The 23052-nt window shown below is 68.3% G+C and carries 23 protein-coding genes; 7 read left to right on the top strand and 16 right to left on the bottom strand.

The genetic code is table 11. From position 1 onward, the window contains the following. Positions 1-147: 147 nt before the first annotated feature. Both ABE505_RS08885 and ABE505_RS08880 read left to right on the top strand, forming a co-directional pair. Positions 148-357 carry a cold-shock protein gene (locus tag ABE505_RS08885; protein WP_047135789.1) on the top strand — a complete coding sequence of 70 codons (210 nt, stop codon included), beginning with the start codon at positions 148-150 and terminating at the stop codon, positions 355-357. A 154-nt stretch (positions 358-511) separates the two neighbouring features. Beyond that, positions 512-1330, top strand: coding sequence for a DUF3298 domain-containing protein (locus ABE505_RS08880; protein WP_346444048.1), 819 nt, complete (start codon positions 512-514; stop codon positions 1328-1330). On the opposite strand, the gene ABE505_RS08875 is transcribed toward ABE505_RS08880, so the two are convergent. Together ABE505_RS08875 and ABE505_RS08870 are read right to left on the bottom strand one after the other, a co-directional pair. Next, positions 1313-2179, bottom strand: a complete 867-nt coding sequence (locus tag ABE505_RS08875; protein WP_346444050.1) for an NAD-dependent protein deacetylase — start codon at positions 2177-2179, stop codon at positions 1313-1315. The two genes, ABE505_RS08880 and ABE505_RS08875, sit on opposite strands and share 18 nt — an antisense overlap. A 572-nt stretch (positions 2180-2751) precedes the next feature. Beyond that, on the bottom strand, positions 2752-4905 hold the full coding sequence (locus ABE505_RS08870) for a M3 family metallopeptidase (protein ID WP_346446189.1): 2154 nt from the start codon (positions 4903-4905) through the stop codon (positions 2752-2754). 261 nt (positions 4906-5166) lie between these two features. Between ABE505_RS08870 and ABE505_RS08865 the strand changes: the two genes are divergently transcribed. Further along, positions 5167-5673 carry a glutathione peroxidase gene (locus tag ABE505_RS08865; protein ID WP_346444053.1) on the top strand — a complete coding sequence of 169 codons (507 nt, stop codon included), beginning with the start codon at positions 5167-5169 and terminating at the stop codon, positions 5671-5673. Between the two features lie 57 nt (positions 5674-5730). Here the strand turns inward: ABE505_RS08865 and ABE505_RS08860 are convergent, their stop codons facing one another. From ABE505_RS08860 to ABE505_RS08835, 6 genes are all read right to left on the bottom strand, one after another. Continuing rightward, positions 5731-6525 (bottom strand): ferredoxin--NADP reductase, encoded by a 795-nt coding sequence (locus ABE505_RS08860; RefSeq protein WP_346444055.1) that lies wholly within the window; start codon positions 6523-6525, stop codon positions 5731-5733. Positions 6526-6636: 111 nt separating this feature from the next. Then, on the bottom strand, positions 6637-8313 hold the full coding sequence (locus ABE505_RS08855; RefSeq protein ID WP_346444056.1) for an AarF/UbiB family protein: 1677 nt from the start codon (positions 8311-8313) through the stop codon (positions 6637-6639). A gap of 105 nt (positions 8314-8418) precedes the next feature. Further along, the gene (locus ABE505_RS08850; protein WP_346444058.1) at positions 8419-10293 is read right to left on the bottom strand and encodes an ABC transporter ATP-binding protein; all 1875 of its coding nucleotides are present in this window, start codon (positions 10291-10293) and stop codon (positions 8419-8421) included. Positions 10294-10406: 113 nt separating this feature from the next. After that, positions 10407-10655, bottom strand: coding sequence for a hypothetical protein (locus tag ABE505_RS08845; protein ID WP_346444060.1), 249 nt, complete (start codon positions 10653-10655; stop codon positions 10407-10409). A gap of 308 nt (positions 10656-10963) precedes the next feature. Continuing rightward, on the bottom strand, positions 10964-11824 hold the full coding sequence (gene pdxK, locus ABE505_RS08840) for a pyridoxine/pyridoxal/pyridoxamine kinase (RefSeq protein ID WP_346444061.1): 861 nt from the start codon (positions 11822-11824) through the stop codon (positions 10964-10966). Next, a complete protein-coding gene (locus ABE505_RS08835) occupies positions 11821-12591 on the bottom strand; it encodes a YggS family pyridoxal phosphate-dependent enzyme (RefSeq protein WP_346444063.1) in 771 nt (256 codons plus the stop codon). Before ABE505_RS08835 ends, pdxK begins: the two co-directional genes overlap by 4 nt. 230 nt (positions 12592-12821) lie before the next feature. Between ABE505_RS08835 and ABE505_RS08830 the strand changes: the two genes are divergently transcribed. Then, the gene (locus ABE505_RS08830) at positions 12822-14336 is read left to right on the top strand and encodes a fumarate hydratase (RefSeq protein WP_346444177.1); all 1515 of its coding nucleotides are present in this window, start codon (positions 12822-12824) and stop codon (positions 14334-14336) included. 73 nt (positions 14337-14409) lie between these two features. On the opposite strand, the gene ABE505_RS08825 is transcribed toward ABE505_RS08830, so the two are convergent. The 4 genes from ABE505_RS08825 to ABE505_RS08810 all read right to left on the bottom strand — a co-directional run bounded on the left by ABE505_RS08825 (position 14410) and on the right by ABE505_RS08810 (position 18576). Beyond that, complete coding sequence (locus ABE505_RS08825; RefSeq protein WP_346444064.1) at positions 14410-15561, bottom strand: sterol desaturase family protein; 1152 nt, start codon at positions 15559-15561, stop codon at positions 14410-14412. A 127-nt stretch (positions 15562-15688) separates the two neighbouring features. Beyond that, entirely contained in the window at positions 15689-16837 is a 1149-nt protein-coding gene (locus tag ABE505_RS08820; protein ID WP_346444066.1) for a phospholipase A, read from the bottom strand. Continuing rightward, entirely contained in the window at positions 16834-18060 is a 1227-nt protein-coding gene (locus ABE505_RS08815) for a mechanosensitive ion channel domain-containing protein (protein WP_346444068.1), read from the bottom strand. Before ABE505_RS08815 ends, ABE505_RS08820 begins: the two co-directional genes overlap by 4 nt. A 15-nt stretch (positions 18061-18075) precedes the next feature. Continuing rightward, positions 18076-18576: a DUF456 domain-containing protein gene (locus ABE505_RS08810; protein ID WP_346444069.1), complete on the bottom strand. Its 501-nt coding sequence runs from the start codon at positions 18574-18576 to the stop codon at positions 18076-18078. Positions 18577-18827: 251 nt separating this feature from the next. Between ABE505_RS08810 and ABE505_RS08805 the strand changes: the two genes are divergently transcribed. Then, positions 18828-19037, top strand: a complete 210-nt coding sequence (locus tag ABE505_RS08805) for a cold-shock protein (protein WP_047135804.1) — start codon at positions 18828-18830, stop codon at positions 19035-19037. Positions 19038-19108: 71 nt separating this feature from the next. Here ABE505_RS08805 and ABE505_RS08800 read toward each other — a convergent pair whose 3' ends face one another. Beyond that, on the bottom strand, positions 19109-19591 hold the full coding sequence (locus ABE505_RS08800; RefSeq protein ID WP_346444071.1) for a peptidoglycan-associated outer membrane lipoprotein precursor: 483 nt from the start codon (positions 19589-19591) through the stop codon (positions 19109-19111). Positions 19592-19730: 139 nt separating this feature from the next. After that, positions 19731-20189, bottom strand: a complete 459-nt coding sequence (locus ABE505_RS08795) for a hypothetical protein (RefSeq protein WP_346444073.1) — start codon at positions 20187-20189, stop codon at positions 19731-19733. A gap of 82 nt (positions 20190-20271) precedes the next feature. Here ABE505_RS08795 and ABE505_RS08790 point away from each other — a divergent pair, with 82 nt between their 5' ends. Beyond that, positions 20272-21075, top strand: coding sequence for a tRNA threonylcarbamoyladenosine dehydratase (locus ABE505_RS08790; RefSeq protein ID WP_346444074.1), 804 nt, complete (start codon positions 20272-20274; stop codon positions 21073-21075). A gap of 12 nt (positions 21076-21087) precedes the next feature. Here ABE505_RS08790 and ABE505_RS08785 read toward each other — a convergent pair whose 3' ends face one another. After that, complete coding sequence (locus tag ABE505_RS08785; protein WP_346444179.1) at positions 21088-21858, bottom strand: TatD family hydrolase; 771 nt, start codon at positions 21856-21858, stop codon at positions 21088-21090. Next, entirely contained in the window at positions 21855-22097 is a 243-nt protein-coding gene (locus ABE505_RS08780) for a DUF6116 family protein (RefSeq protein WP_346444076.1), read from the bottom strand. The genes ABE505_RS08785 and ABE505_RS08780 overlap by 4 nt, the downstream gene beginning before the upstream one ends. A gap of 165 nt (positions 22098-22262) precedes the next feature. On the opposite strand from ABE505_RS08780, the gene ABE505_RS08775 reads away from it, so the two are divergent. Continuing rightward, positions 22263-23036, top strand: a complete 774-nt coding sequence (locus ABE505_RS08775) for a glycine zipper 2TM domain-containing protein (RefSeq protein WP_346444077.1) — start codon at positions 22263-22265, stop codon at positions 23034-23036. The last annotated feature ends 16 nt before the right edge of the window (positions 23037-23052 follow it).

Below are 23052 nucleotides of genomic sequence, written 5' to 3'. Positions count from 1 at the left end.
CAATCTCACGACGGCCGGGCTTTCCGGTCGGGACGATCCGCTCCATCGCTTTCGCGTTACCCCTTGCTAGACAGTCGCGGCAGCCGGCCATCCAAACAACGCCGGTCGTCGTGTTCCAATGACCACACTGCTTCAAGGAGTAACACCATGTCAGAGCGCCAGACCGGAACCGTCAAGTGGTTCAACGATGCCAAGGGCTTCGGCTTCATCACCCCGGAAAGCGGCCAGGACCTGTTCGTCCACTTCCGCTCGATCCAGGGCACCGGCTTCAAGTCGCTGCAGGAAGGCCAGAAGGTCTCCTTCAAGGTCGTGCAGGGCCAGAAGGGCCTGCAAGCTGACGAGGTGCAGGCGATCTAATCGTCCGCAGCGTCTGCAAGATCCGGCCCCGGACGGTAACGTCCGGGGCTTTTTCGTATGCGTCGGCCTGGCGGGCGTCGTTCACGACGAGGCCACGTCGATATCGTTAGCGTTTCGTGAGTTCCATGCTGCGTGGACGGCTCGAGGATCGATGATGAGACGGATGGTGCTGTGCGTTTTGCCGCTGTTGCTGCTGGCCTGCCAGCGCGAGGCGCCCGTGCCCGCGCAACCTGCGGCCGGCCCCGCGGGCGTCGATGCCGAGGCGGTGCAGCCGTTGGCCGAAGCGCCGGTCAAGCTCGAGGATGTGGTCGAGATGGACCCGCGCTACATCGTCGGCATCAGCTACCCGCCCGAAGCCAACAAATACCCCGGGTTGGCTGCGGAACTGCATCGCTTCGCGCAGGCGGCCCGCGACGAACTCAAGCAGGCGTTGCCGGGCACCGAGCAGCAGCCGGGCGTGACCTACGATCTGTCGCTGAGCTTCACCACGTTGCTCGACACCCCGCGCGTGCTGGCCATCGCCGCCGATGGCGGCAGCTACACCGGCGGCGCGCACGACAGCCCGATCATCGCGCGCTTCTTCTGGCTGGTTCGGGAAGAGCGGTTGCTCACCGCCGAAGAATTGGTTCCGCGCGCGGCCGACTGGCAGGTGATTTCGGACTACGTACGAGAGCAACTTCATGCGGCGCTGTCCCAGCGCATCGATGCCGACGAACTCGAACCGGCCGAGCGCAGCCGGATGATGCAGACCGCAGGCCGGATGATCGACGAAGGCGCACGGCCGGACGTGTCCAACTTCCAGCAGTTCGAGCCGATCGCCGGTCCGGGCGGCACGCTGGCCGGGCTGCGTTTCGTGTTTCCGCCCTACCAGGTCGGGCCGTACTCGGACGGCGTGCAGACCGTCGAGGTGCCGGCGTCGGTCCTGTTGCCGCACCTGGCGCCGGCGTATCGCGATCTATTCGTCGCTGGCTGAGGCGTCTTGCGCGAGGGTGCCCAAGGTGTGGCCGATCTCGGCATCGAGCCGCAGTGTGGTCAGGGGGTCGGCGCGCGTGACCCCGCGGTTGAGGATCGCCAGCGGCAGGCCGGCCTCGTGGGCCATCTTGGCGAAACGGAAGCCCGAATAGACCATCAGTGAGGAGCCGACGACGAACATCGCGTCGCTCTGCGCCAGTGCGGTCCTGGCTGCCTGCACGCGTGCCTTCGGCACATTCTCACCGAAGAACACCACATCGGGCTTGAGCAAGCCGCCGCAGTGCGGGCACCGCGGCGGCACGAACGCGGCTTCGGACTCGGCGGCGATGTCGGCGTCGCCATCGGGCGCCATCGCGGCCGCGCCGGGGTGCCAGCGGGGGTTGTCGGCGACGAGCCTGGGTTGCAGTGCATCGCGCGCCATCGCGCTGCCGCAGCTCAGGCAGACCACGCGGTCGAGCCGGCCGTGCAGGTCGATCACCGAGCGGCTGCCTGCAGCCTGGTGCAGGCCGTCGACGTTCTGGGTCAGGAGTGTTCCGATCGGACCGGCATCGCCCAGTGCCGCCAGCGCGCGATGCGCGACGTTGGGGCGTGCGACGGAGAATCGCGGCCAGCCGACGAAGCTGCGCGCCCAGTAGCGGCGATAGATCGCAGGGTCGCCGGTGAACGCTTGCCAGGTCACCGGCGCCGGGCGCTTCCAGGCGCCATCGGTATCGCGATAGTCGGGAATGCCGGAGCCTGTACTGATGCCGGCGCCGGTGAGCACGAAGACGCGGCGGAATCCGCCCAGCCAGTCGCGCAGGCGTTCGGGGGCGTCGGTGGCTTCGGCGGCATCGAGGCAGATCGCGGACATGCGGCCATGCTACTCCGGGCCTCTACTTTTCGTAGTACGCGCGCTCGCCCGTGAAGCGGCCTTCCTGGTGACGTGGGTCCACGAGCGAGCGCATCCCTCCAAAGCGAGGTTCTTCACCAGAGTCATGAAGATCCTGCTTCTGCTACTCGATCATGGAGATCGGCTCCGGAGCGCGCGTCGCGCCGGCCGGGGACTGCTCCCGGCTCGGTCAGCCATCCCTGGCTGACTCGCCGCCGCGGGCCATCCATGGCCCGCTATCGCAATCCCCGACCAGCACGACGCACCTGAGGCCGACAAGTGCGCGACTTCTTGTAGGAGGTGACTCTGCGTCTCCTCGAAGTCGGGTTGCCAACGTCCACCGCAGTGGACTGGCAGCCGGTGGCCGCGCCAAGCGCGCCATGGATGGCGCGCGCCCGAGTCAAGGCAGGATGCCTTGACCGAGGGGAGAGCGGCTTCCGGCTGGCAGGCCGCTGCCCATCTGAAGCGGAACGCCCATTTCGGTATTTGGTGGAGAACCAAAAAGAACGCCCGGCGCAGAGCCGGGCGTTCTGGTCAAACTTCACGGTGCGCGATCAGTTCGTCGCGTCCTTCGGATCGGGCGCCAGGCCGCGCTTGATCAGCAGGGGCTCGATCTGCGGCTCGTGGCCGGTGAAGTCCAGGAACAGCTGCTTGGCGTCCTTGCTGCCGCCGCGCGAGAGCAGGGTGCTGCGGAAGCGGTCGCCGTTGGCGCGGGTCAGGCCGCCGTTCTGCTCGATCCACTGCACAGTGTTGGCGTCCAGCACTTCCGACCAGATGTAGGCGTAATAGCCGGCCGCGTAGCCGCCGTTGATGTGGCTGAAGTACGGCGTGCGATAGCGCGGCGGCACCGGCGGGTAGTCCAGGCCGGCCGCCTTGAGCGCGGCAGCTTCGGTCGCCATGACCTCGGACGCCTCCGGCAACTGGTCGGCCGGCAGCTGGTGCAGATACTGGTCGAGCATCGCCGAGCCCAGGTATTCGGTGGTCGCAAAGCCCTGGTTGAACTTGGCAGCCGCCTGCACCTTGTCGAGCAGCTCGGCCGGCATCGGCGCGCCGGTGCGATAGTCCTTGGCGTAATTGGCCAGCACCTCCGGCCAGTCGGCCCACATCTCGTTGACCTGCGAGGGGAACTCGACGAAGTCGCGCGGCACGCTGGTGCCACTGAAGAACGGGTACTTCACGTCCGAGAACATGCCGTGCAGCGCATGGCCGAACTCGTGGAACATCGTGGTCACCTCGTCCCAGGTCAGCAGCGTCGGCTGGCCGGCCTGCGGCTTGGGAATGTTCTGGTGATTGGCGGTGACCGTGAGTGTGCCGTCGAGCTCAGACTGCGAGACATACGAGTTCATCCAGGCACCACCGCGCTTGGACGGGCGTGCGTAGGGGTCGTAGATGAAGATCGCCAGCTGGCTGCCGTCCTCATTGAAGACGTCGTAGGTCCAGGTATCGGGATGGTACTTGGGCAGGTCGGTGCGTTCCTTGAACGTGATGCCGTAGAGCTTGGTCGCGGCGAAGAACACGCCGTTCTCGAGCACGTTCTTCATCTCCAAGTAGGGCTTGAGCTGCGCGTCGTCGAAGCTGTACTTGTCCTGCCGGACCTTCTCCGAGTAGTAGGCCCAGTCCCACGGCTCGAGCTGGAACGTGGGCTCGCCCTTGGCGGCCTGTTCGCGGTCGATCATCGCCTGCAGTTCGGCGGCTTCGCGCTTGGCGTTGGCGACGGCGGCCGGCGCCAGCTGGCCGAGCATGCCGTTGACGGCTTCGACGGTACCGGCGGTCGAATCTTCGAGGATGAAGGCGGCCTGGTTCGGATAGCCCATCAGGTTGGCACGCTCGGCGCGCAGCTTGAGGATCTGCGCGATCACGCCGGTGTTGTCGTACTGGTTGCCGCGGCTGCCGCGAGCGACCGAGGCCTTGTGGATGCGCTCACGCAGCGCCCGGTTGTTGATCTGCGGCAGCGGCGGCTGGCCGGTGGTGTTGAGCAGGGTGATGACGTACTTGCCGTCCAGTCCGCGCGACTTGGCGGCTTCGGCCGCGGCAGCGATCTGCGCCTCGCTCATGCCATCGAGTTCGGCCACGGTGTCGACCACGACAGCCGAGTCGTTGACTTCGTTGAGCACGTTCTGGCTGAAGGTCGTCGAGAGTTTGGCCGACTCGGCGTTGATGCGCCGCATCTGTTCCTTCTGCGCGTCGCTCAGATTGGCGCCGGCGCGGACGAACATGGTGTGGTAGCGCTCGACCAGACGCTGGCCCTCGGCATCCAGGCCGAGCGAGCCGACGTTCTTGTAGAGCGTGTCGACGCGGGCGAAGAGCTTGGGATTGAGCATGATCGCGTCGCGGTGCGCGGCGAACTTGGGCGCGTAGTCGGCGTCGATCTGCTTGCGGGTGTCGTTGGTGTCGGTGCCGTTGAGGTTGCCGAAGATCCGGCGTGCGCGCGACAGCAGTTCGCCGGACTTCTCAAGCGCGACGATCGTGTTGTCGAAGGTCGGCGGCTCGGGATTGTTGGCGATCGCCTCGATCTCGCGCAGGTTCTCGGCCATGCCGGCGTCGAATGCGGGGCCGAAGTGCGCGTCCTGGATCAGGTCGAAGCGCGGATAGCGCAGATCGAGCGTGCTTTCCACGAACAGCGGATTGTCGGCGGGGCGCTGGGCGCTTGCGGCAGGCGCGACCGCGGTGGTGCCCGAGGACTGGGCGAAGACGGGCAGGGCGGACACGGCGAGGGCCGCACACAGTGCGGCGGCAAGCGGGTGCTTGAGCAAGGGTGACTCTCCGGGTGACGTGACCGCCTAGGCTAGCTTATCGGACGTCGCGATGACCGTGCCGGAAGTCCGAGCCGTGTTTGTATAATTCATTCAACGGGATGGACGATATTTTTCGTGCGATGCATGATGGTTCGGCGGGCGCGCCAGTCGGGCGACGTCATCGATGCAGGATCTGCGGCAGACTGGCGAGCCACGTTCCCGCCCGTCACTGCCATGACCACGATCCACGAGTTCACCGCCCGTACGCTGGACGGCGTCGACCAGCCGCTGTCGGATTTCGCCGATCGCGTGCTGCTGATCGTCAACGTCGCCTCGCGCTGCGGATTCACGCCGCAGTACGCCGGCCTGCAGGCGCTGTGGCAGGACTATCGCGACCGGGGGCTGGTGGTGCTCGGGTTTCCGTGCGATCAGTTCGGCCACCAGGAGCCCGGCGATGCGAACGCGATCCGCAGCTTCTGCGCGCTCAACTATGCGGTCGACTTCCCGATGTTCGCCAAGGTCGAGGTCAATGGGCCGAATGCGCATCCGCTGTGGGCCTGGCTGGGCGGGCAGAAACGCGGCTTGCTGGGCACCCGACGGATCAAGTGGAACTTCACCAAGTTCCTGGTCGGCCGCGACGGCTGCGTCCGTGCGCGCTATGCGCCGTCGACGGCGCCAGCCGCGTTGCGTGGACGGATCGAGACGATCCTCGACGAAGACCCGAGCCCTGTGCGGCGCTGAGCGCGGCCGGCTGCGCGGACATGACACGCCGGCGCGCGCGACGAAAGTCGCCCGGCCTTACTTCTCGACGAAGGCGCGCTCGAACACGTATTGCCCCGGCGTGCCGATGCGCGGTGCGGCCTCGAAGCCGCGGGCATCGAGCAGGCCGCGGAAATCGGCCAGCATCTGCGGGCTGCCGCAGATCATCGCGCGATCAAAGGCCGGGTCGAGCGGGGCCAGGCCGAGGTCGGCGGCCATGCGACCGCTGTCGAGCAGCTCGGTCAGCCGGCCGCGGTGGCTGTGGCCGTCGAACATGAAGTCTTCGCGGGTGACGGCCGGGTAGTACAGCAACTGGCGCGAAATCTGCTCGCCGAGGAATTCGTGCCGCGGCAGCTCGTTGACGATGTAGTCGCGATAGGCCAGGTCCTGGGCCGAGCGCACGCCGTGGGTGACGATCACCTTCTCGAAGCGCTCGTAGGTCTCTGGATCCTTGATCACCGACAGCCACGGCGCAAAGCCGGTGCCCGTGCCCAGCAGGTACAGATTGCGGCCCGGATGCAGATCGTGGATCAGCAGCGTGCCGGTCGGCTTGCGGCCGACCAGAATCTGGTCGCCCGGCTGGATGTGCTGCAGACGCGAGGTCAGCGGGCCGTTGTCGACCTTGATGCTGAAGAACTCGAGCTGCTCCTCCCAGTTCGCGCTGGCGATCGAGTAGGCGCGCAGCAGCGGCTTGCCCTCGACCTGCAGGCCGATCATCACGAACTGGCCGTTGTCGAAACGGAAACCGTCGTCGCGGGTCGTGGTGAAGCTGAAGTACGCGTCCGTCCAGTGGCGGACGTCGAGCACCGTTTCGGAACCAAAGGCGGAGGACATAGAAGGCAAGGCGAGGCGCGGAGCCGCCCATCTTAACAGAGCGATGAGACCGGTTCTCATCTGCGACCTGGTGTCGCAGCCTGCGCGCCGGCTGGAAGAGGCGGAGCTCGACTAATGCGGCCCGCTTTCCTCGTTCGGCCGTGCCCGGCGGTCGCCGAGCAGGGCACTGAGCACGATCGCGATGCCCAGGCCTGCGCCGGTCAGGAACAGCAGCAGCGCGATCGCCGGATAGCCGAACAGCCGCGGGCCGCCGGGGTTGTCCATCATCAGCGCCGAGGCCAGGATCAGCGCCGCGGTGACCACGCCCGCGGCGATGCGATTGGCGATCTTGTGCAGGCTTTCGAGCAGATGCGATTCCTCTAGCCCGGTCAGGCGCACGCGCAGGCGGTTCTCGGCCAGCAGCGACAGCACATTGGACACCTTGCGCGGCGCCTCGCGGACCAGTTCCTGCAGGTCCATCATCTCGCTGGCGAGATTGGCCGGCGAGAGCGACTTGCGCAGGCGCTGGCGCATCATGTCGTTGAGGTGCTCCTCGACGACGCGCTTCATGTCCATGTCGGGCGCCAGCGTGCGCACGACCGATTCGAGGTGCAGCAGCGTCTTGCCCAGCAAGCTCATCTCCGGCGCGGTGCGCAGGCCGCAGGCGGTCGCCAGGCGCACCAGGTCGAGCACCAGGCGGCCCTCGGTCTGGCCGGTGGCGCCCGACTGCGCGGCGTAGCGCGCGACCAACTGGCCGACATCGCGGTAGTAGCGCTCCTCGTCGAAGTCCTCCAGGCGCGTGCCCATGGCGATGCCCTCGGCGGCGACCTGCTCGCCGCGGCCATCGACCGCGGCGAACAGCAGCTTGAGCAGGCGCTCGCGGGTGCGTGGCGGCACGTGCGCCACCATGCCCAGGTCGAGCAGCGCCAGTCGACCGTCGCGGGTGTAGAGCAGGTTGCCCGGGTGCGGATCGGCGTGGATCTCGCCGTGGACGAACACTTGGTCGAGATAGCCGTGCAGCAGCGCGGTCGCCAGTGGCGCCATGTCGCGCTCGGTGCGCTGCAGGCCGCTGATCGCAGTGACCTTGGTGCCTTCGACCAGTTCCATCGTCAGCAGCCGCGGCCGGGTCAGGTCCCAGATCGGCTTGGGCACGAACAACGATGGGTAGGCGGCGAAATGCGCATCGAAGCGATCGAGGTTCTCCGCCTCGTCGCGATAGTCGAGCTCGGCCAGCAGCGTGCGCCGGAACTCGTGCACCCAGTCGGCGAAGCGCACGCGCCGGCCGAGGTCGGTGACCCGGTCGATGCCGCCAGCCAGCCGGGCGAGCGTGTCGAGGTCGTCGCGGATCTGCTCCACGATGCCCGGGCGCTGCACCTTGACCGCGACGGCGCGGCCGTCGCGCAGCGTGGCGCGATGCACCTGCGCCAGCGAGGCGCTGCCCAGTGGCGTCTCGTCGAAGCTGTCGAAGACCTTGTTGATGCGCACGCCCAGCGCGTCCTCGACCGCGGCGTGGATCACCTGGAACGGCACCGGCGCGACATCGTCCTGCATCCGTTCCAGCGCGGCGAGATAGGCCGGCGGCACCATGTCCGGACGTGTCGACAGCGCCTGGCCGATCTTGATGAAGGTCGGGCCGAGCGCCTCGAGGTCATCGACGAACGCCTCCGGCCGGCCGGCAGTGTCGGCCTCGTCGACCTCCACCGTCGCCGCGTCCAGGTCGAATCCAGTCAGCACGCCGGCCTTGCGGTACTTCATGAGGAAACGCAGGATCTGCGCGTTGCGCGCGAGCGCCTGGCGGATATCGGTCATCGCGGAACTCCGTTGATGCGAGCAGCGTACGCAGCGCCGCGTCAACGCCGTCTCACGGCAGCGGCGCGACGGGCGCAGCCTGCACCGTTCCGACCTGCCGCCGCGTCAGCGGTAACCCGCGGCCTGCAACTCGAACAACTCGGCGTAGCGGCCACCCTCGGCCATCAACTGGGCGTGCGAGCCGCTGGCCTCGATCCGGCCTTGCTCGAGCACCAGGATGCGGTCGGCCATGCGCACGCTGGAGAAGCGGTGCGAGATCAGCACCGCGGTGCGCTGATGCGACAGCTCCTTGAAGCGTCGGAACACCTCGTACTCGCTGCGCGCATCGAGCGCGGCGGTGGGTTCGTCGAGGATCATGACCTGGGCCTCGCGCATGTAGGCGCGTGCGATTGCGACCTTCTGCCACTGGCCGCCCGACAGATCGACGCCGTTGCGGAAGCGCCGGCCGATGATCTGATCAAAGCCGTCGGGCAGGCCGGCGATGATCTCATCGGCCATCGCCCGATGCGCCGCGTCGACGATCCGCGCGTGATCGTCCATCGCCTCGATGCGCCCCACGCCGATGTTCTCGCCGGCGGTCAGGTGGTAGCGCACGAAATCCTGGAAGATCACGCCGGTATTGGCGCGCAGCGCCTCGAGGTCGTAGTCGCGCAGGTCGCGGCCGTCGAGCAGGATCCGCCCCTCGTCGGGGTCGTAGAGCCGCGCCAGCAGCTTGACCAGCGTGGTCTTGCCGGCGCCGTTCTCGCCCACCAGCGCCAGCACCTCGCCAGCGTGCAGGGTGAAGTCGAGGTGCCGGACCGCCCAGCGCTCGCTGCCCGGATAGCGAAAGCCCACGTTCTCGAAGGTGAAGCCCTGGCGGATCGGCTGCGGGAATGGCACAGGATCGCTTGGCGAGGCGATCTCCGGTTCGATCGCGAAGAACGAGAACAGGTCGTCCAGATACAAGGCCTGGCCGGCGACCTGCGAGAAGCCGACCAGCAGGCCTTCGAGCAGCTGACGCAGGCGCAGGAAGCTGCCGGCCAGGAAGGTCAGGTCGCCAATGCTGAAGTCGCCGCGCACCGTGCGCCAGGCGATGTAGCCGTAGGCGACGTAGTAGCCCAGCGAGCCGAGCGCGGCCAGCAGGGTGCCCCACAGCGCCCGGCGCCTGGCGAGCGCGCGGTTGGCGAGGAAGAACCGGTCGGCCAGCGTGCGGTAGCGATCGATCAGGAACCGGTGCAGGCCGAAGATCTTCACTTCCTTCGCCGTCTCGACGCTGGCGCCACTCTGGCGCACGTATTCGAGCTGGCGACGTTCGGGCGTCCACTGGAAATTGAGCGAGTAGCCCAGCGCGTTGAAGTGCGATTCGCCGATGAAGGCCGGCACCAGCGCGACGGCCAGCAGCACGATCAGCCAGGGCGCGTAGACCAGCAGGCCGATCGCGAAGCTCGCGACCGTGATCGCATCCTGCACCTGGCCGAACAACTGCCCCATCAGGTTCATGCGGCCCATGGTCTGGCGGCGCGCGCGGTCGAGCTTGTCCTGCAGTTCGGGGTCCTCGAAGTCTTCGAGGTCCAGGGTCGCCGCGTGTTCCATCAGCCGGATGCTGGTGGCGTTGGTGAACAGCTCCGACAACAACGTGTCGGCATAGCTGACCAATCGCCCGAGCAGGTCGGAGCCGATCGCCAGCGCGAACTCCAACGCAAGCAGCCCGGCAAGCGTGTCGAGCGCACCGCTCGACCAGGCCTGGGCCAAGGTCGTGAAGCCGCCGTCCAGGCCGACGACGCGGATCGCCTCGTCGATGATCAGCTTGCCGACGTAGAGCATCGCCACCGGCAGGAACGCGCGGACCAGACGCAGGCCGAGGCTGGCGAGCGTCAGCGGCCGGCTGGTCTGCCAGATCATGCGCAGGAACGGCCGCAGGTTGCGCATCGCGTCGAAGCGCTCGCGCAAGGTGGGGCGGCCATCGGTGCGGAGCGGTTTGGCGGAGGCGGAGGCGGGCATGGCCCATTGTCGCGCCAACGGCGTCGACGCGTCGGCATGCCGGCGCATCCTGCGCATGCCGGCCGCTCACGCCGGACACGGAAGGCGCCGCCAGCGGCGACGCCGCATCGCCGTCAGCCGCTGCAGCCGCCGCCGCAGCCCCCGCAGCACACCGAGGCCACGCGCTCGATCTGGCTCGCGCGGATCGGATGGCCGGCCTGGGCGAGGATCGTGACCAGATCGTCGCCGGACGCGGTGGTCGAGACGCGCAGCACGCCGGTGATGTCGATGTCCGCCAGGCCGGCCGGATCGAGGGTCTGCAGCAGGCGCTCGACGGCGTCGATATCGATCTGCGGACGGTCGAGGTGGATGTTGAACTGCATCGCGGTGTCCTCTGGGCAGTGGGGCGGGCGGTGCGGCCATGCTGGGGCGGCCGGCGCCCGGGCGCCCTGATCTCGATCAACGTCCGGCTTCGCCGCGTCCTGGCGCTCATAAGCCGGCCGCGCACGTCTCGCTCGCCGCCCGAGGCTGCGGACGTGGCATCTGGATGTGTTCCATCGGCTCGGACGGCAGCAGATCACGACGATCGAGGCGAATATGCATGACGGCTGCGCCGGGGAAACGGTGCACGACGGTGCGCCGTGCACGCCCGCGACCCATTGGCCTGGGGCCGTGGCGCGACGCCTTGGGCTCAGCCCAGGCGCCGTCCGATCTCGCGCGGCAGCGCCAGTTCCTGCCAGCCCTGCGCCTGGACATGGCGCAGCACCGCGACCACGTCGTCGCAGGCGCGGCGCACCGCGTCGCCGAGCGCGGCCCCGGTCATCATCCGGCCGCCGACCAGCGCGGCGAACATGTCGCCGGTGCCCTTGACCGCATGCGCGACGGCGGGATGTTCGAACGTCTCCCAGCCCTGCGCCGAAACCGCGAGTACCTGGACCACGCCGGGCGGGCAGGTCTGGGGCGCGGCGCTGGTGACCACGACCCATTCGGTGACCGGGCCGAGCAGACCGGCCGCGGCCTGCGCGCAGTCGTCGAGCGTGTGCAGCGGGCGACCGGCGAGTTGTTCGAGTTCGAAGTGATTCGGGGTCAGGCCATGGGCGCGCGGCAGCAAGTGATCGCGCCAGATCGGAACCAGCGCAGGATCGGTGTAGATGCCGGTGTCGTGGTCGCCGATGACCGGATCGATCTGCATCCGCAGCCCCGGGTTGCGCACTCGCATGCGGTCCAGCCAGGCCGCCAGCGCCAGGCCCTGGGCCGGCGAGCCGAGATACCCGACCAGCAGATGCCGCGCGCGGGTGATCACCTCGCGCGCTTCGAGGTCCTCGAGCAGACCTTCGAACCAGTCCAGCGGCAGCGGCGCGCCATGCATCGTCGGATAGTGCGGCGTGTTGCCGAATACCACCGTCGGCACCGGTGCCACCTGCAGCCCGAGTGCCTGCAGCACCGGCACTGCGATGCTGTTGCCGACGCTGCCGTAGACGACCTGCGACTGCACCGATACGACGTCGATGAGGCGGGTGCCGACCGCCGGCGATTGGAGCAGGGCGCTCATCGCGGCTGCGCCGCGGAGGCCAGCCCCGGCCAGTAATGGCTGTCGGGCAGGCCGCGGTCGCCGAAGATCGCCGTGCCCACGCGCACCGTGGTCGCGCCCTCGGCGATCGCCAGTGCGAAATCGCCGGACATCCCCATCGACAGCTCGTCCATCGCCACGCCCGACGGCGCTTCCTGACGCAGCCGGTCGCGCAACGTGCGCAAGCGCACGAAACAGGGACGCACCAGCGCCGGATCGGGCGAGAACAATGCGAGCGTCATCAGGCCGCGCACGCGCAGCGACGAGAATGCGCCCAACTGCCGCACGAAGCCCGCGACCTCGTCGGGCGCCAGGCCGAACTTGCTCGACTCGGCCGAGGTATTGACCTGGACCAGCACGTCGAGCGCGCGCCCCTTCGCCTGCAACTGGCGGTCCAGCGCCTCGGCGACCCGCAGGCTGTCGAGGGCCTGGAACTCACTGGCGAAGCGCGCGACGTACTTGGCCTTGTTGGTCTGCAGGTGGCCGATCAACACCCAGCGAAGATCGTCGAGATCGGCCATCGCCTCGGCCTTGCCCAGCGCCTCCTGCACCTTGTTCTCGCCCAGTTCGCGCAGGCCGATCGCGTGCGCCAGGCGCAGCCGCGTCTCATCGACGGTCTTGCTGACCGGCAGCAGGCGCACCTGCGCCGGATCGCGTCCGGCGGCATGGCAGGCATCTTTGATGCGCGCGCGCACTGCATCGAGGCGGCTGCGCAGCGCGGCGGCGGGATCGTTCGGGGCGTCGGTCATCGGTCCTGCATCGTGACGGTCGGTGCCGGCCTGCAATTGCGGCCGGAAGCGAACAAGGATACGCCTCGCGGATCGGCGCCGTGCGCCGCCACGGGTCTGCGCCGTGGCGCGCGGGTGGTCGGCTGCCGCGACGGAGCGGAAGGCCTAGAATGGGCGGGTTTCCCTCCGCCAGCTACGAGCCAGCCGTGTCCGCAAGCCACTCCCCGCATGCCGCGCCTTCCGGCGCGCCCGTGTCGATCCGCCAGGACGACCTGATCCAGTCGGTCGCCGATGCGCTGCAGTACATCAGCTACTACCACCCGGTCGATTACATCCGCAATCTCGCCGATGCCTACGAACGCGAGGCCTCGCCCGCGGCGAAGGATGCGATGGCGCAGATCCTGATCAACTCGCGCATGTGCGCCGAGGGCCACCGTCCGATCTGCCAGGACACCGGCATCGTGACCGTGTTCCTTGCGATCGGCATGCAGGTGCGCTGGGACGACGCCACGATGGGCGTGGAGGACATGGTCAACGAGGGCGTGCGCCGCGCCTACAACGATCCCGACAACAAGCTGCGCGCCAGCGTGCTGGCCGATCCGGCGGGCGCGCGCCGCAACACCCGCGACAACACGCCGGCGGTGGTCAACGTCAAGGTCGTGCCCGGCAACACGGTCGAAGTGATCGTCGCGGCCAAGGGCGGCGGCTCGGAAGCCAAGTCGAAGTTCGCGATGCTCAACCCGTCCGATTCGATCGTCGACTGGGTGCTCAAGACCGTGCCGACGATGGGCGCGGGCTGGTGCCCGCCGGGCATGCTCGGCATCGGCATCGGCGGCACTGCCGAAAAAGCGATGCTGCTGGCCAAGGAATCGTTGATGGAGCCGATCGACATCCAGGACCTGATCGCGCGCGGGCCGTCGAACCGGATCGAGGAGCTGCGCGTGGAGCTCTACCAGAAGGTCAACGCGCTGGGCATCGGCGCGCAGGGCCTCGGCGGGCTGACCACCGTGCTCGACATCAAGATCAAGGATTACCCGACCCATGCGGCGAACCTGCCGGTGGCGATGATCCCCAACTGCGCGGCGACCCGGCACGCGCACTTCACCCTCGACGGCAGCGGGCCTGTGACCCTCGACCCGCCGTCGCTCGCCGACTGGCCCGAGCTCACCTACAACCCACGCAATGCGCGTCGGGTCGACCTGAATACGATCACCCCGGAGGAGGTCGCCAGCTTCCGGCCGGGCGAGGTGGTGCTGCTCAACGGCAAGCTGCTGACCGGGCGCGACGCCGCCCACAAGCGCATGGTCGACATGCTCAACCGTGGCGAAACGCTGCCGGTGGACTTCACCAACCGCTTCATCTACTACGTCGGCCCGGTCGACCCGGTGCGCGAAGAGGTCGTCGGCCCGGCCGGACCGACCACCGCCACGCGCATGGACAAGTTCACCCGGCAGATGCTCGAGCAGACCGGCCTGCTGGGCATGGTCGGCAAGGCCGAGCGCGGCCCGGCGGCGATCGAGGCGATCCGCGACAACCGCGCCGTCTACCTGATGGCGGTCGGGGGTTCGGCCTATCTGGTGTCCAAGGCGATCAAGGCCAGCCGCGTCGTCGCGTTCGAGGACCTGGGCATGGAGGCGATCTACGAGTTCGAGGTCAAGGACATGCCGGTGACGGTGGCCGTGGATGCGAACGGCGAATCGGTCCACGAGACCGGCCCGCGCACCTGGAAGGCGAAGATCGCCGGCATCCCGCTCGAGGTCGTCTGACCGGCGAGCGCTGGAGATGGGATCGGACGGCGCCTGCGGGCGCCGTTCGCGTCTGCGCAGGCGGCCTTCGGACTCAGTCGACGTAGTCGTCGAAGGTCTTGCGCCGACCGAACGGCATCAGATGCTGGCTGACGATGCCGCGCGGCACCGTCTCGAGCTTCATCACGCCGTACTCCTGCGGCCAGGCATCGCGCTCGCGCGGGAGCTTGAACGTGCCCATCAGCATGTCGACCAGCGGCAGATGGATCGCGTAGTTGACGTCGATGTAGTCCTGCTGGCGGGCGTGGTGCCAGTGGTGATAGCGCGGCAGCACCAGCACGTATTCCAGCCAGCCGAAGCGCACGCCGATGTTGGCGTGGGCGACGACCGCCTGCAGGCCGACCAGGATGACGTAGGCATTGACCGCCGGCGTCGAGAAGCCGAGTACCAGCAAGGGCAGCAGCACGACGCTGCGCGTGAGCACGATCTCGACGAAATGGATCCGCGAACCGGCCAGCCAGTCCATCTGGCGGCTGGAGTGATGCACCGCGTGGAAGCGCCAGAGCCAGGGAATGTTGTGGTAGGCGCGGTGCAGCAGCGCCTGGGCCATGTCGGCCACGAACACCGCGATCAGGAACTGCGCCCACACCGGCAGCGACTGGATCGCCCGCTCCAGCGCCGGGAACGCGGCGAAGCTGGCGATCGTGGAGGTCGAGGCCGTGACCAGGATCAGGATGAACTGCACCAGCACATGGCTCATGAAGAAGTACGTCAGGTCGGTGCGCCAGCCTGGGCGCAGCGGCGAGACACGGCGCTTGCCCAGGTAGTGCTCCAGCGGGACGAACACCAATGCCGAGAAGAACAGCGAGATCACGAACCAGTCCAGGCCCAGCGAGTAGGGCGTGTGGCCGATGGCGTCGAATTGCACATTGGTGCCGCCCAGCAGCACCGCCAGCGTCGCGCCGGCAACGCCGATCGTGGCGATGCGCTTGTTGCGGTCGCGCAGGATGGCCACCGTGCCGAGCACGAACGCTGCGACCAGGCCGATCAGCAACAGGTTGCGCGCGAAGCCCTCGTCGTAGACCGCGCGGAACTCCTTGCTGGTCAGTAACTCGGGAAAATGGAAGCAGACGACGCCAAAGACGCTCAACAGCCCCAGCAGCGCCGAGGCGTAGGCGAAGAACGAACGGCGCGGACGCGCGACAGGGGCGGCGTCATGCGGTGGCGGGGGTGCGGCTGCCTCCATGCGCGGGTCCTGGTATGCGGCAGCGCCGCGGGCGAGCCGATCATAGCCGCTCGCGGCGGTGGCGCCGCAAGCCCCGGATCGGCGCCTGCGGTGCCTGGTGGCGCGGGCCGGCCGCCCGCGCCGTCGGTCAGAACCAGTCCATCAACGAGATGCCCAGGCCGACGTAGGTGGCCTTGTGGTTGTAGTCGATCAGGCTTTCGCCGTAGCCGTCGAATACCTGCAGATGGCCGCGGAAATTGCGGTGGATCGGAAAGCCCCAGTCGAACTGCAGGGCGCCGTGCGAGCGGTCGCCGCCGCGTAGCGAATGCCGGGCCATCAGCGAGAACTGGTGGCCGTCGCGCACGTGGGTCAGCGTCAGGTCGCCACGCCCCATGTAGTCGGCGATATCGGGGTTGTCGCTGTCGCTGCCTTCGCCCAGCACGATCCACGGCCGCGCGGTCAGCGCCCAGTTCTGCCGATCGAAGCCGAAGTTGAACATCACCCGGTTCCAGCTGCGCGACAGCGGGTCGCCGCGGCCGTTGGACTGGTGGTTGATGCCGATCCCGGTCATGCGCCCGCGCCAGCCACCCGGCAGGCCATAGTTGTTGCGGAAGACCAGCAGGATCTCGGGCTCGTAATTGGTCTCGCGGAACGGGCGCGAGGCCTCGCTGTTGTAGACCTGCCAGCGCGAGCTCTGGGTGTAGCCCATCCAGATGTCGCCGTTGTTGCCGAACAGGTTCTCCACCGCCTTGGTCTTGAAGCTGATCTGGAACTTGGCCTCGGTGCTGTCGAGCAAGAGCGGGTCGGTGACCGTGTTGGCCGGATTGGGCGAACTGGGCGTGCGGTTGACATCCGAGGTCCAGAACACCGGCAGCAGGTACAGCGGCTTGTAGGCACGCAGATTGAAGATGCCGAGCTTGGAATCCTTGGCCAGTTCCCAGCGACTGTCGAGCAGCGAGCCCTGCCCGGCGTTGGCGATCGCATCGTCCAGTCCGCGGGTGGTGTCGCGCGCATAGAGGTTGCGGTTGGCCGGTTCGGCGGACAGCGCCTCGGCGAGCGCGGCGGGATCGCGGCGCAGTTCGCGCGCGCGCTCGGCGGTGACGTCGGCCTGCGGCGTCGGCGGCGCTTGGCGGCCGGCGAAGGCGTCGTAGCACGCCAGGCGTTGCGCGTCCTGTTCCAGTGCCAGGCAGGCCTCCAGGCTGGCGGGCGCGGACGGTGCGGCCGGAACGGTCTGCGCCACGGCGTGCGTGGATAGGCCAGCGAGCGCGGCCGGGAGCAGGGCGATGCGGAGTTTCATTGCGGGGCGTCCTTTGCGATCAGCAGGTTCTGGGGGTCGGCATTGACGACTTCGGCGACGTGCTCGTCGATGTCGCGGTTGACCGAGGTGTCGACGCCGACGCTGGTCGCCGGCTCAATGTCGTGATGATCGGCGACCGCGCCCTCGTCGCGCGTGAGGACGACATGGGTGGTGGTGCGCGGCCCCTGGATGCCCGCGCGCCAGAAGGCGCCCTTGACGCGGCGGATCGCTTCGCCGCGGGTCTTGCCCAGGTCGCTCTTGCGCTGGTCCACCCAGCCGAAGAACCGCAGTACGCTGCCAGAGGCCCCGAACTCGACCAGTGTCCACGACGGACCGGGATCGGTCAGGACGTCGTCGATCGCAGCGATCTCGGTCAGGCCGATCGTCTGCGCCTGCCGGATCGAATGGCTGGCGTCGATGTTCATCGTGAAATCGAAGCGCCGGCGCGGATTGCTGCTGTAGTTGAGGATCACCGCCTTGAACACCAGCGCATTGGGTAGGCGCAACTCGTTGCCCTCGGCGGTGACCAGCACCATCGCGCGTGCGCTCAGCGAGGCGACCCGGCCCTCGTAGCTGTCGATCTTGACCGTCTCGCCCGGTTCGAACGGCCGGCGCAGGCTCAACAGGATGCCGGCGATGTAGTTCTCGGCGATGTCCTTGAATGCGAAGCCCATCGCGATGCCCAGCACACCCGCCGAGCCGAACACCACGCCGATCACCGCGGTCGCGTTGAGCAGGTCCAGTGCGATCACGATGCCGATCAGCAGGATCGCGGCCTGCACCATGCGGCGCAGCAGGCTGTCGAGATAGGGGTTGCGCGTGCGCAGGTGCAGCCAGTGCAGGCGCTGGGATATCACCCGGCCCAGCCATGCGGCGAGCGCGACGACCAGCAGTGCGGCCAGCAGCAGCGGCAGATTGGCGAGCAGGCGCATGAAACGGCTGACCGTTTCGTCGTACACCGCATCGAAGCGACCGCGCACGTCGGCCTCTTGGAACGCTTGCGCCGCGCTCGGCGGCGGGGTGTCGAGCGCCTGGGCGCCCTCGGTCGTGTCGGGGGCGGGTGCTGCCGAAGCGGCCGGGGCTGCACTGGGTGGCGCGCTCGGTGCGGCCAGGCTCGGGCCGGCAAGGAGGCCGGCCACGAGCGCCAGCAACACGACCGCCGACAGGCTGCGCAATCGCCCACGGCGGGGCGGCGGGAAGGGGGCGTAAAGGGAATCGGTCATCGTGTCATTGTGGACTCAGAACCACCAGGCGAGTGCGAAAATCGCCAGCATCGAGACCGCCAATGCGAGTTTCAACGCCACGCCCAGTGCGATGCCCAGCCACGTGCCGACCCCGACCTTGGCCGCATGGCCGAGGCCGGCAGGATAGAGATTGCGGCGACTGATCAGCTCGCCCACCACCGCGCCGACGAAGGGGCCGGCGAACAGGCCCGGCAGGCCGAAGAACAGACCGACGAAGGTGCCGACCACGGTGCCCAGCAGCGCCAGCGGACTGGCCCCCACGCGTTTGGCGCCGACCGCGGTGGCCCAGAAGTCCACCGCGAACGAGACTGCAGTCAACAGCCCGAGCAGGACGAGCGGCAGCGCGCCCACCCGCTGAAAATCGTCGGCCCAGGCCGCCGCAAGCAGGCCGGCGAACACCAGCGGCAAACCGGGCAGGGCAGGCAACACAACGCCGGCCAGGCCGACGGCAACCAGCAGCCCGGCAAGTAGGTACAGGGCCAGGCTCAGATCCATGTCGGGCCCCCTGGATCGGGAGTAAGAGACCCCCGGAACGGGCCTTTTGCGGACGATTGCATTTTCATAAATGCCGGGTTACTTTGCAGCCGCTGTGTTTGTCAAGGTCACCGTGAATCGTGACCCTGCATCAAGTCGCTGGCTCGTTCCACCGGTCCGCTGCATCGTCGCACCCGTGTTCTCCTTGCAACCAGCCGCCCGACAGGCGTAATCGCTCGATTCATCGAACAGTTTCAGGGAGAGAGAGCAACATGGCAGAGCGCGAAACCGGTACCGTGAAGTGGTTCAACGATGCCAAGGGATTCGGATTCATCAGCCGTGAAAGCGGCGAAGACGTTTTCGTGCATTTCCGCGCCATCCAGGGCACGGGCTTCAAGAGCCTGCAGGAAGGCCAGAAGGTCAGCTTCACCGTCGTCCAGGGCCAGAAGGGCCTGCAGGCCGACGCCGTGACGCCGCTCTGACCAGCTGCGACGCTTCAAGAAAAACCCGGCCATCGGCCGGGTTTTTTTTTGCGCGCCAAGCAGGGGCCGGGTCAGTAGGCGTAGGCGCGTCCGTTCTGGATGCGAACGGGCGAACCCTCGCGGATGCCGTCCAGATCGCCCTGGCTGACCACCGTCGTGCGGCCGTCCTGCATGCGCACGTGCACGTTGTACTGGCGCGCGCCCTCGACGCGGTTCTGGATTGCGTTGCCGGCCACCGCGCCACCCACGGCGCCCGCGCCGATCGCCACGTTCCGTCGCCCGTGGCTGTCGGTGTTGCGACGCGCAAGCTCCTTGGCCGCGACCGCGCCGACGATGCCGCCGATGATCGGTCCGGCGACATTGGGATTGCGATCACCGCCGACGACTTCGATGCGGGTCACGGTGCCGCAGTCATAGCACTCGCCGCGGCCATAGCCATTGCCGTATCCGCCACCGTACCCGCCATAGCCCGGCGAGTAGCCGGGTGACGACGCGCAACCGGCCAACGCCATCGAGGCCGCGACCACCGCCGTTCCGATCAGACGAGATTTCATGACAACTCCTAACGTGTAGCGGGCCCGCTGCCCGACACTGCCCACGCTAGGGCCGAGAATGTGAACGAGACAGCAATCCTCCCGGCGTGTCGCCTGCGCAAAGGCTGACGTCCAGTATCGATTCAGCCGCCTCTTCCCACTACCGCAGGTCGCGATGGCATCCGCTGCAGGTCTCGCCGATTACGGCGATGGTCGTGCGCAGACTGGCGCAGTCGCCCGGCGGCGCAGCCAGCGCAGCGTCGAGCGCGCGCCGTGCGGTGTCGGCATGCTCGGCGAACCGGCGATGGTCGCGCAGGTCGGGGAACGCCGGCGCCAGGTCGTCGGACAGGACCCGCAACGCGCGCAGATGGGGGCGCGCGTCGGCCGCCGCGCAACGACCGGCGCTGGCATCGCTCTCCAGGCCCGCCATGTGGGCCTGGTAGAGCTGCATCAGCGCGGTGGGGTAGTGATCCTGCCAACCCCGTCGGCTCTCGAGTGCGCGCAGCACCACGACGAGTGCGAAGATCCCGACCACCAGGCCGATGCCGAACACCACGGCGTAGCGAGCGGTCGCCGACGGCGGTGTGTGGACGATATGCGGTGGCTCGGGCGTGGACATTGCGCACTCCAGGCGGTGGCGGGGCGGCGCGACCATAGCATCGCGGGGCGTGCCGGGCGGGGAGGGCCGCTAGAATGCGCGCATGGATGAAGACGCACGCGCCCGCTTTTCCGGAATCGAACGCCTGTACGGGCAGGGCGCGGTTGCGCGCCTGTTGCGGCGCCACGTCGCAGTGGTCGGGCTGGGTGGCGTCGGCTCGTGGGTGGCCGAGGCGCTCGTACGCAGCGGCGTCGGCACGCTGACGCTGATCGATGCCGATGATCTGTGCGTCTCCAACACCAACCGCCAGTTGCCGGCGCTCGAAGGGCAGTACGGACGCAACAAGGCCCGCGTCATGGCCGAGCGCTGCCTGGCGATCCACCCGCGTGCGACCGTGCATGCGTTGGAGGATTTCGTCACCCCGACCAATCTCGAAGCGATGCTGGGACGGGGCTACGATCTGGTGATCGATGCTTGCGACAGTTTTCGCAGCAAGGTCGAGCTGATCGCCTGGTGTCGGCGACGCAAGCTGCCGGTGATCACGGTGGGCGCCGCCGGCGGCCGCATCGACCCGACGCTGGTGCGCGTGCGCGACCTGTCGCGCACCGAGCACGATGCGATGCTCGCGCTGATCCGCAAGAAGCTGCGCGCCGAGTTCAATTTTCCCAAGAGCGCGAAGCGTTACTTCGGGGTGCCGGCGATCTATTCGCTGGAGAACGTGCGCTATCCGCAGGCCGACGGCAGTGTCTGCGGTCTTCGCCCGCAGTTGGGCCCCGACGCTGCGCTCAATCTCGACTGCGGCAGCGGCCTGGGGGCGGCCACGCACATCACCGGCGCGTTCGCGTTCGCCGCGGCCGGCAAGGCGCTGGAAGTGCTGTTGCGGCCGGCGGCCGACGCCGCGGCCTGATCGGCGCGGCGGCTAGAGTGGCGGCAGGCCGAACAGCCGCGCGGCGTTGTCGCGCGTCTGCGCGGCCACGATCTCCGGGGGGACGCCGCGCAGGCGCGCGACCGCTTCGAGCACGTGGACCAGGCGCGCCGGCTCGTTGCGCTGGCCGCGGTGGGCGCTGTCGGGCTGGTCGGGGGCGTCGGTCTCGAGCAGCAGGTGTTCGATCGGCATCGTCGCCGCCAGCCGGTGCAGGCGGCGAGCGCGGTCGTAAGTCAGTGGACCACCCAGTCCGATCATGAAGCCACGCTGCCACAGCTGACGCGCCTGTTCGGCACTACCGCCGAAACTGTGCACGACGCCGCGCAGGCCGTCGAACCGCTTGAGCGCGGCGATCACCGGATCGACGGCGCGCCGAGCGTGCACGATCACCGGCAGGTCGTGAGCATGCGCCAGGCGCAACTGGCCTTCGAAGTAACGCGCCTGGACATTGGGATCGAGCCCGTCGACGAAATGGTCCAGGCCACATTCGCCCACCGCCACCGGCCGCTCGCGCACGATCCAGTCGGCCAACGCATCCAGGTCGTCGGGCCGGTGCTGGGCCAGAAACATCGGATGCAGGCCGTAGGCGGGGAACAGGCCTGGATCTGCGGCGCAGATCGCGCGCAAGCCCGGCCATCCGGCACGGGCGACGGCCGGCACCATCTGCTGCACGACGCCTGCCGCCCGTGCGCGCGCCAGCACCGCCGCACGATCCTCGTCGAACTGGGGGGCGTCGAGATGGCAGTGGCTGTCGACCAGCATCAGGGGCGGCGCGCCTGGCCGTCGATCGGCGGGCGCGGATCGGCATGTGCGGGCGCGTCGGGCATGCGCTTGCGTCTGGCCAGCGCGACTGTCGCCAGGCCCAGCAGGACCTCGTCGATCAGGATGATCGGATCGGGCACGACCAGATTGATGCCGAACAGCACGGCCACGACGACGAACAGCCGCGGGTGGCTCAACCGGGATAGCCACGACACGAGCGGCACGGTGAAGGGACTGGGCATCGCGGGCCTCGTGAGGGCGGGGTGCGACACACGCTAGCACGGCGTGCGCACGTCGCGGTTTAGCGCCGGGTCAGCCTGAGCGGGTGGTGTTCGTGTGCCTGTTCAGCTTGGCAATGGTGCAATCACGGTCACGACGTACAGGCCGATGGCCGCAAGGAGATCCCAATGAAAAGCAACACGATCGCGATTGCGCTGGCGTCTCTGCTGGTAGGCGGCGTGGCCGTCGGCGCGTACCACAACAGCCGCGACGGCGCGGGCACCTCCGTCGCAGGCGATGCCGCTGCGGGCGTTGAGGTCCCGCGCGTGGAGGATAAGCTCGACTATGCCGACGTCGTCGCGACCCGCCCGGTCACCGAAACCGAGCAGGTCTACGCCACTGTGCTGGGCAGCGAGCCGATCCGCGAGACGATGACGTCGACCTCGCCGCGTGAGGTGTGCGAGGACGTGGTGGTCCAGGAGCGCCTGCCCGAGCGCGACGGCAACGTGGGGGGCACCGTGGTCGGTGCGCTGGTCGGCGGTCTGGTCGGCAACCAGGTGGGCGGCGGCAACGGCCGCAAGCTCGCGACCGCGGCCGGCGCGACCGCCGGTGGCTTCATCGGCAACCGGATCGACCGCAACCATGTCGGCGGCCGCGTCGTCGAGCGCGTCGACCGCCAGTGCCGCACCGTGCAGGACTCGTCGCAGTCCTCGCGCGTAGTCGCCTACAACGTGACCTACCGCAATCCCGACGGCACCACCGGGTCGATGCGCACCGACAGCAAGCCGGGCAACCGGATCCTGCTGGGTGACGAAGAGAAGACGGTCGGCTACGACGTCACCTATCGCTACGAGGGCACCGAGCACACGCTGCGCATGCGCGAAGCTCCAGGCGAGCGCCTGCCGGTACTCAACGGCCGGGTGATGACCGCAGCGCTCGACGGCGCGCCCGAGCGCGGCTGAGCACCGCAACCTCGCT

It is taken from the genome of Luteimonas sp. TWI382, from assembly GCF_039674545.1.
GTDB lineage: Bacteria > Pseudomonadota > Gammaproteobacteria > Xanthomonadales > Xanthomonadaceae > Luteimonas.
This window is presented reverse-complemented; position numbering and strand designations above follow the sequence as displayed.

Coding starts and splice junctions, on each gene's coding strand:
- ABE505_RS08885 (WP_047135789.1), top strand. CDS start 148: ATGTCAGAGCGCCAGACCGGAACCGTCAAGTGGTTCAACGATGCCAAG.
- ABE505_RS08880 (WP_346444048.1), top strand. CDS start 512: ATGAGACGGATGGTGCTGTGCGTTTTGCCGCTGTTGCTGCTGGCCTGC.
- ABE505_RS08875 (WP_346444050.1), bottom strand. CDS start 2,179: ATGTCCGCGATCTGCCTCGATGCCGCCGAAGCCACCGACGCCCCCGAA.
- ABE505_RS08865 (WP_346444053.1), top strand. CDS start 5,167: ATGACCACGATCCACGAGTTCACCGCCCGTACGCTGGACGGCGTCGAC.
- ABE505_RS08860 (WP_346444055.1), bottom strand. CDS start 6,525: ATGTCCTCCGCCTTTGGTTCCGAAACGGTGCTCGACGTCCGCCACTGG.
- ABE505_RS08855 (WP_346444056.1), bottom strand. CDS start 8,313: ATGACCGATATCCGCCAGGCGCTCGCGCGCAACGCGCAGATCCTGCGT.
- ABE505_RS08850 (WP_346444058.1), bottom strand. CDS start 10,293: ATGCCCGCCTCCGCCTCCGCCAAACCGCTCCGCACCGATGGCCGCCCC.
- ABE505_RS08845 (WP_346444060.1), bottom strand. CDS start 10,655: ATGCAGTTCAACATCCACCTCGACCGTCCGCAGATCGATATCGACGCC.
- pdxK (WP_346444061.1), bottom strand. CDS start 11,824: ATGAGCGCCCTGCTCCAATCGCCGGCGGTCGGCACCCGCCTCATCGAC.
- ABE505_RS08835 (WP_346444063.1), bottom strand. CDS start 12,591: ATGACCGACGCCCCGAACGATCCCGCCGCCGCGCTGCGCAGCCGCCTC.
- ABE505_RS08825 (WP_346444064.1), bottom strand. CDS start 15,561: ATGGAGGCAGCCGCACCCCCGCCACCGCATGACGCCGCCCCTGTCGCG.
- ABE505_RS08820 (WP_346444066.1), bottom strand. CDS start 16,837: ATGAAACTCCGCATCGCCCTGCTCCCGGCCGCGCTCGCTGGCCTATCC.
- ABE505_RS08815 (WP_346444068.1), bottom strand. CDS start 18,060: ATGACCGATTCCCTTTACGCCCCCTTCCCGCCGCCCCGCCGTGGGCGA.
- ABE505_RS08810 (WP_346444069.1), bottom strand. CDS start 18,576: ATGGATCTGAGCCTGGCCCTGTACCTACTTGCCGGGCTGCTGGTTGCC.
- ABE505_RS08805 (WP_047135804.1), top strand. CDS start 18,828: ATGGCAGAGCGCGAAACCGGTACCGTGAAGTGGTTCAACGATGCCAAG.
- ABE505_RS08800 (WP_346444071.1), bottom strand. CDS start 19,591: ATGAAATCTCGTCTGATCGGAACGGCGGTGGTCGCGGCCTCGATGGCG.
- ABE505_RS08795 (WP_346444073.1), bottom strand. CDS start 20,189: ATGTCCACGCCCGAGCCACCGCATATCGTCCACACACCGCCGTCGGCG.
- ABE505_RS08790 (WP_346444074.1), top strand. CDS start 20,272: ATGGATGAAGACGCACGCGCCCGCTTTTCCGGAATCGAACGCCTGTAC.
- ABE505_RS08780 (WP_346444076.1), bottom strand. CDS start 22,097: ATGCCCAGTCCCTTCACCGTGCCGCTCGTGTCGTGGCTATCCCGGTTG.
- ABE505_RS08775 (WP_346444077.1), top strand. CDS start 22,263: ATGAAAAGCAACACGATCGCGATTGCGCTGGCGTCTCTGCTGGTAGGC.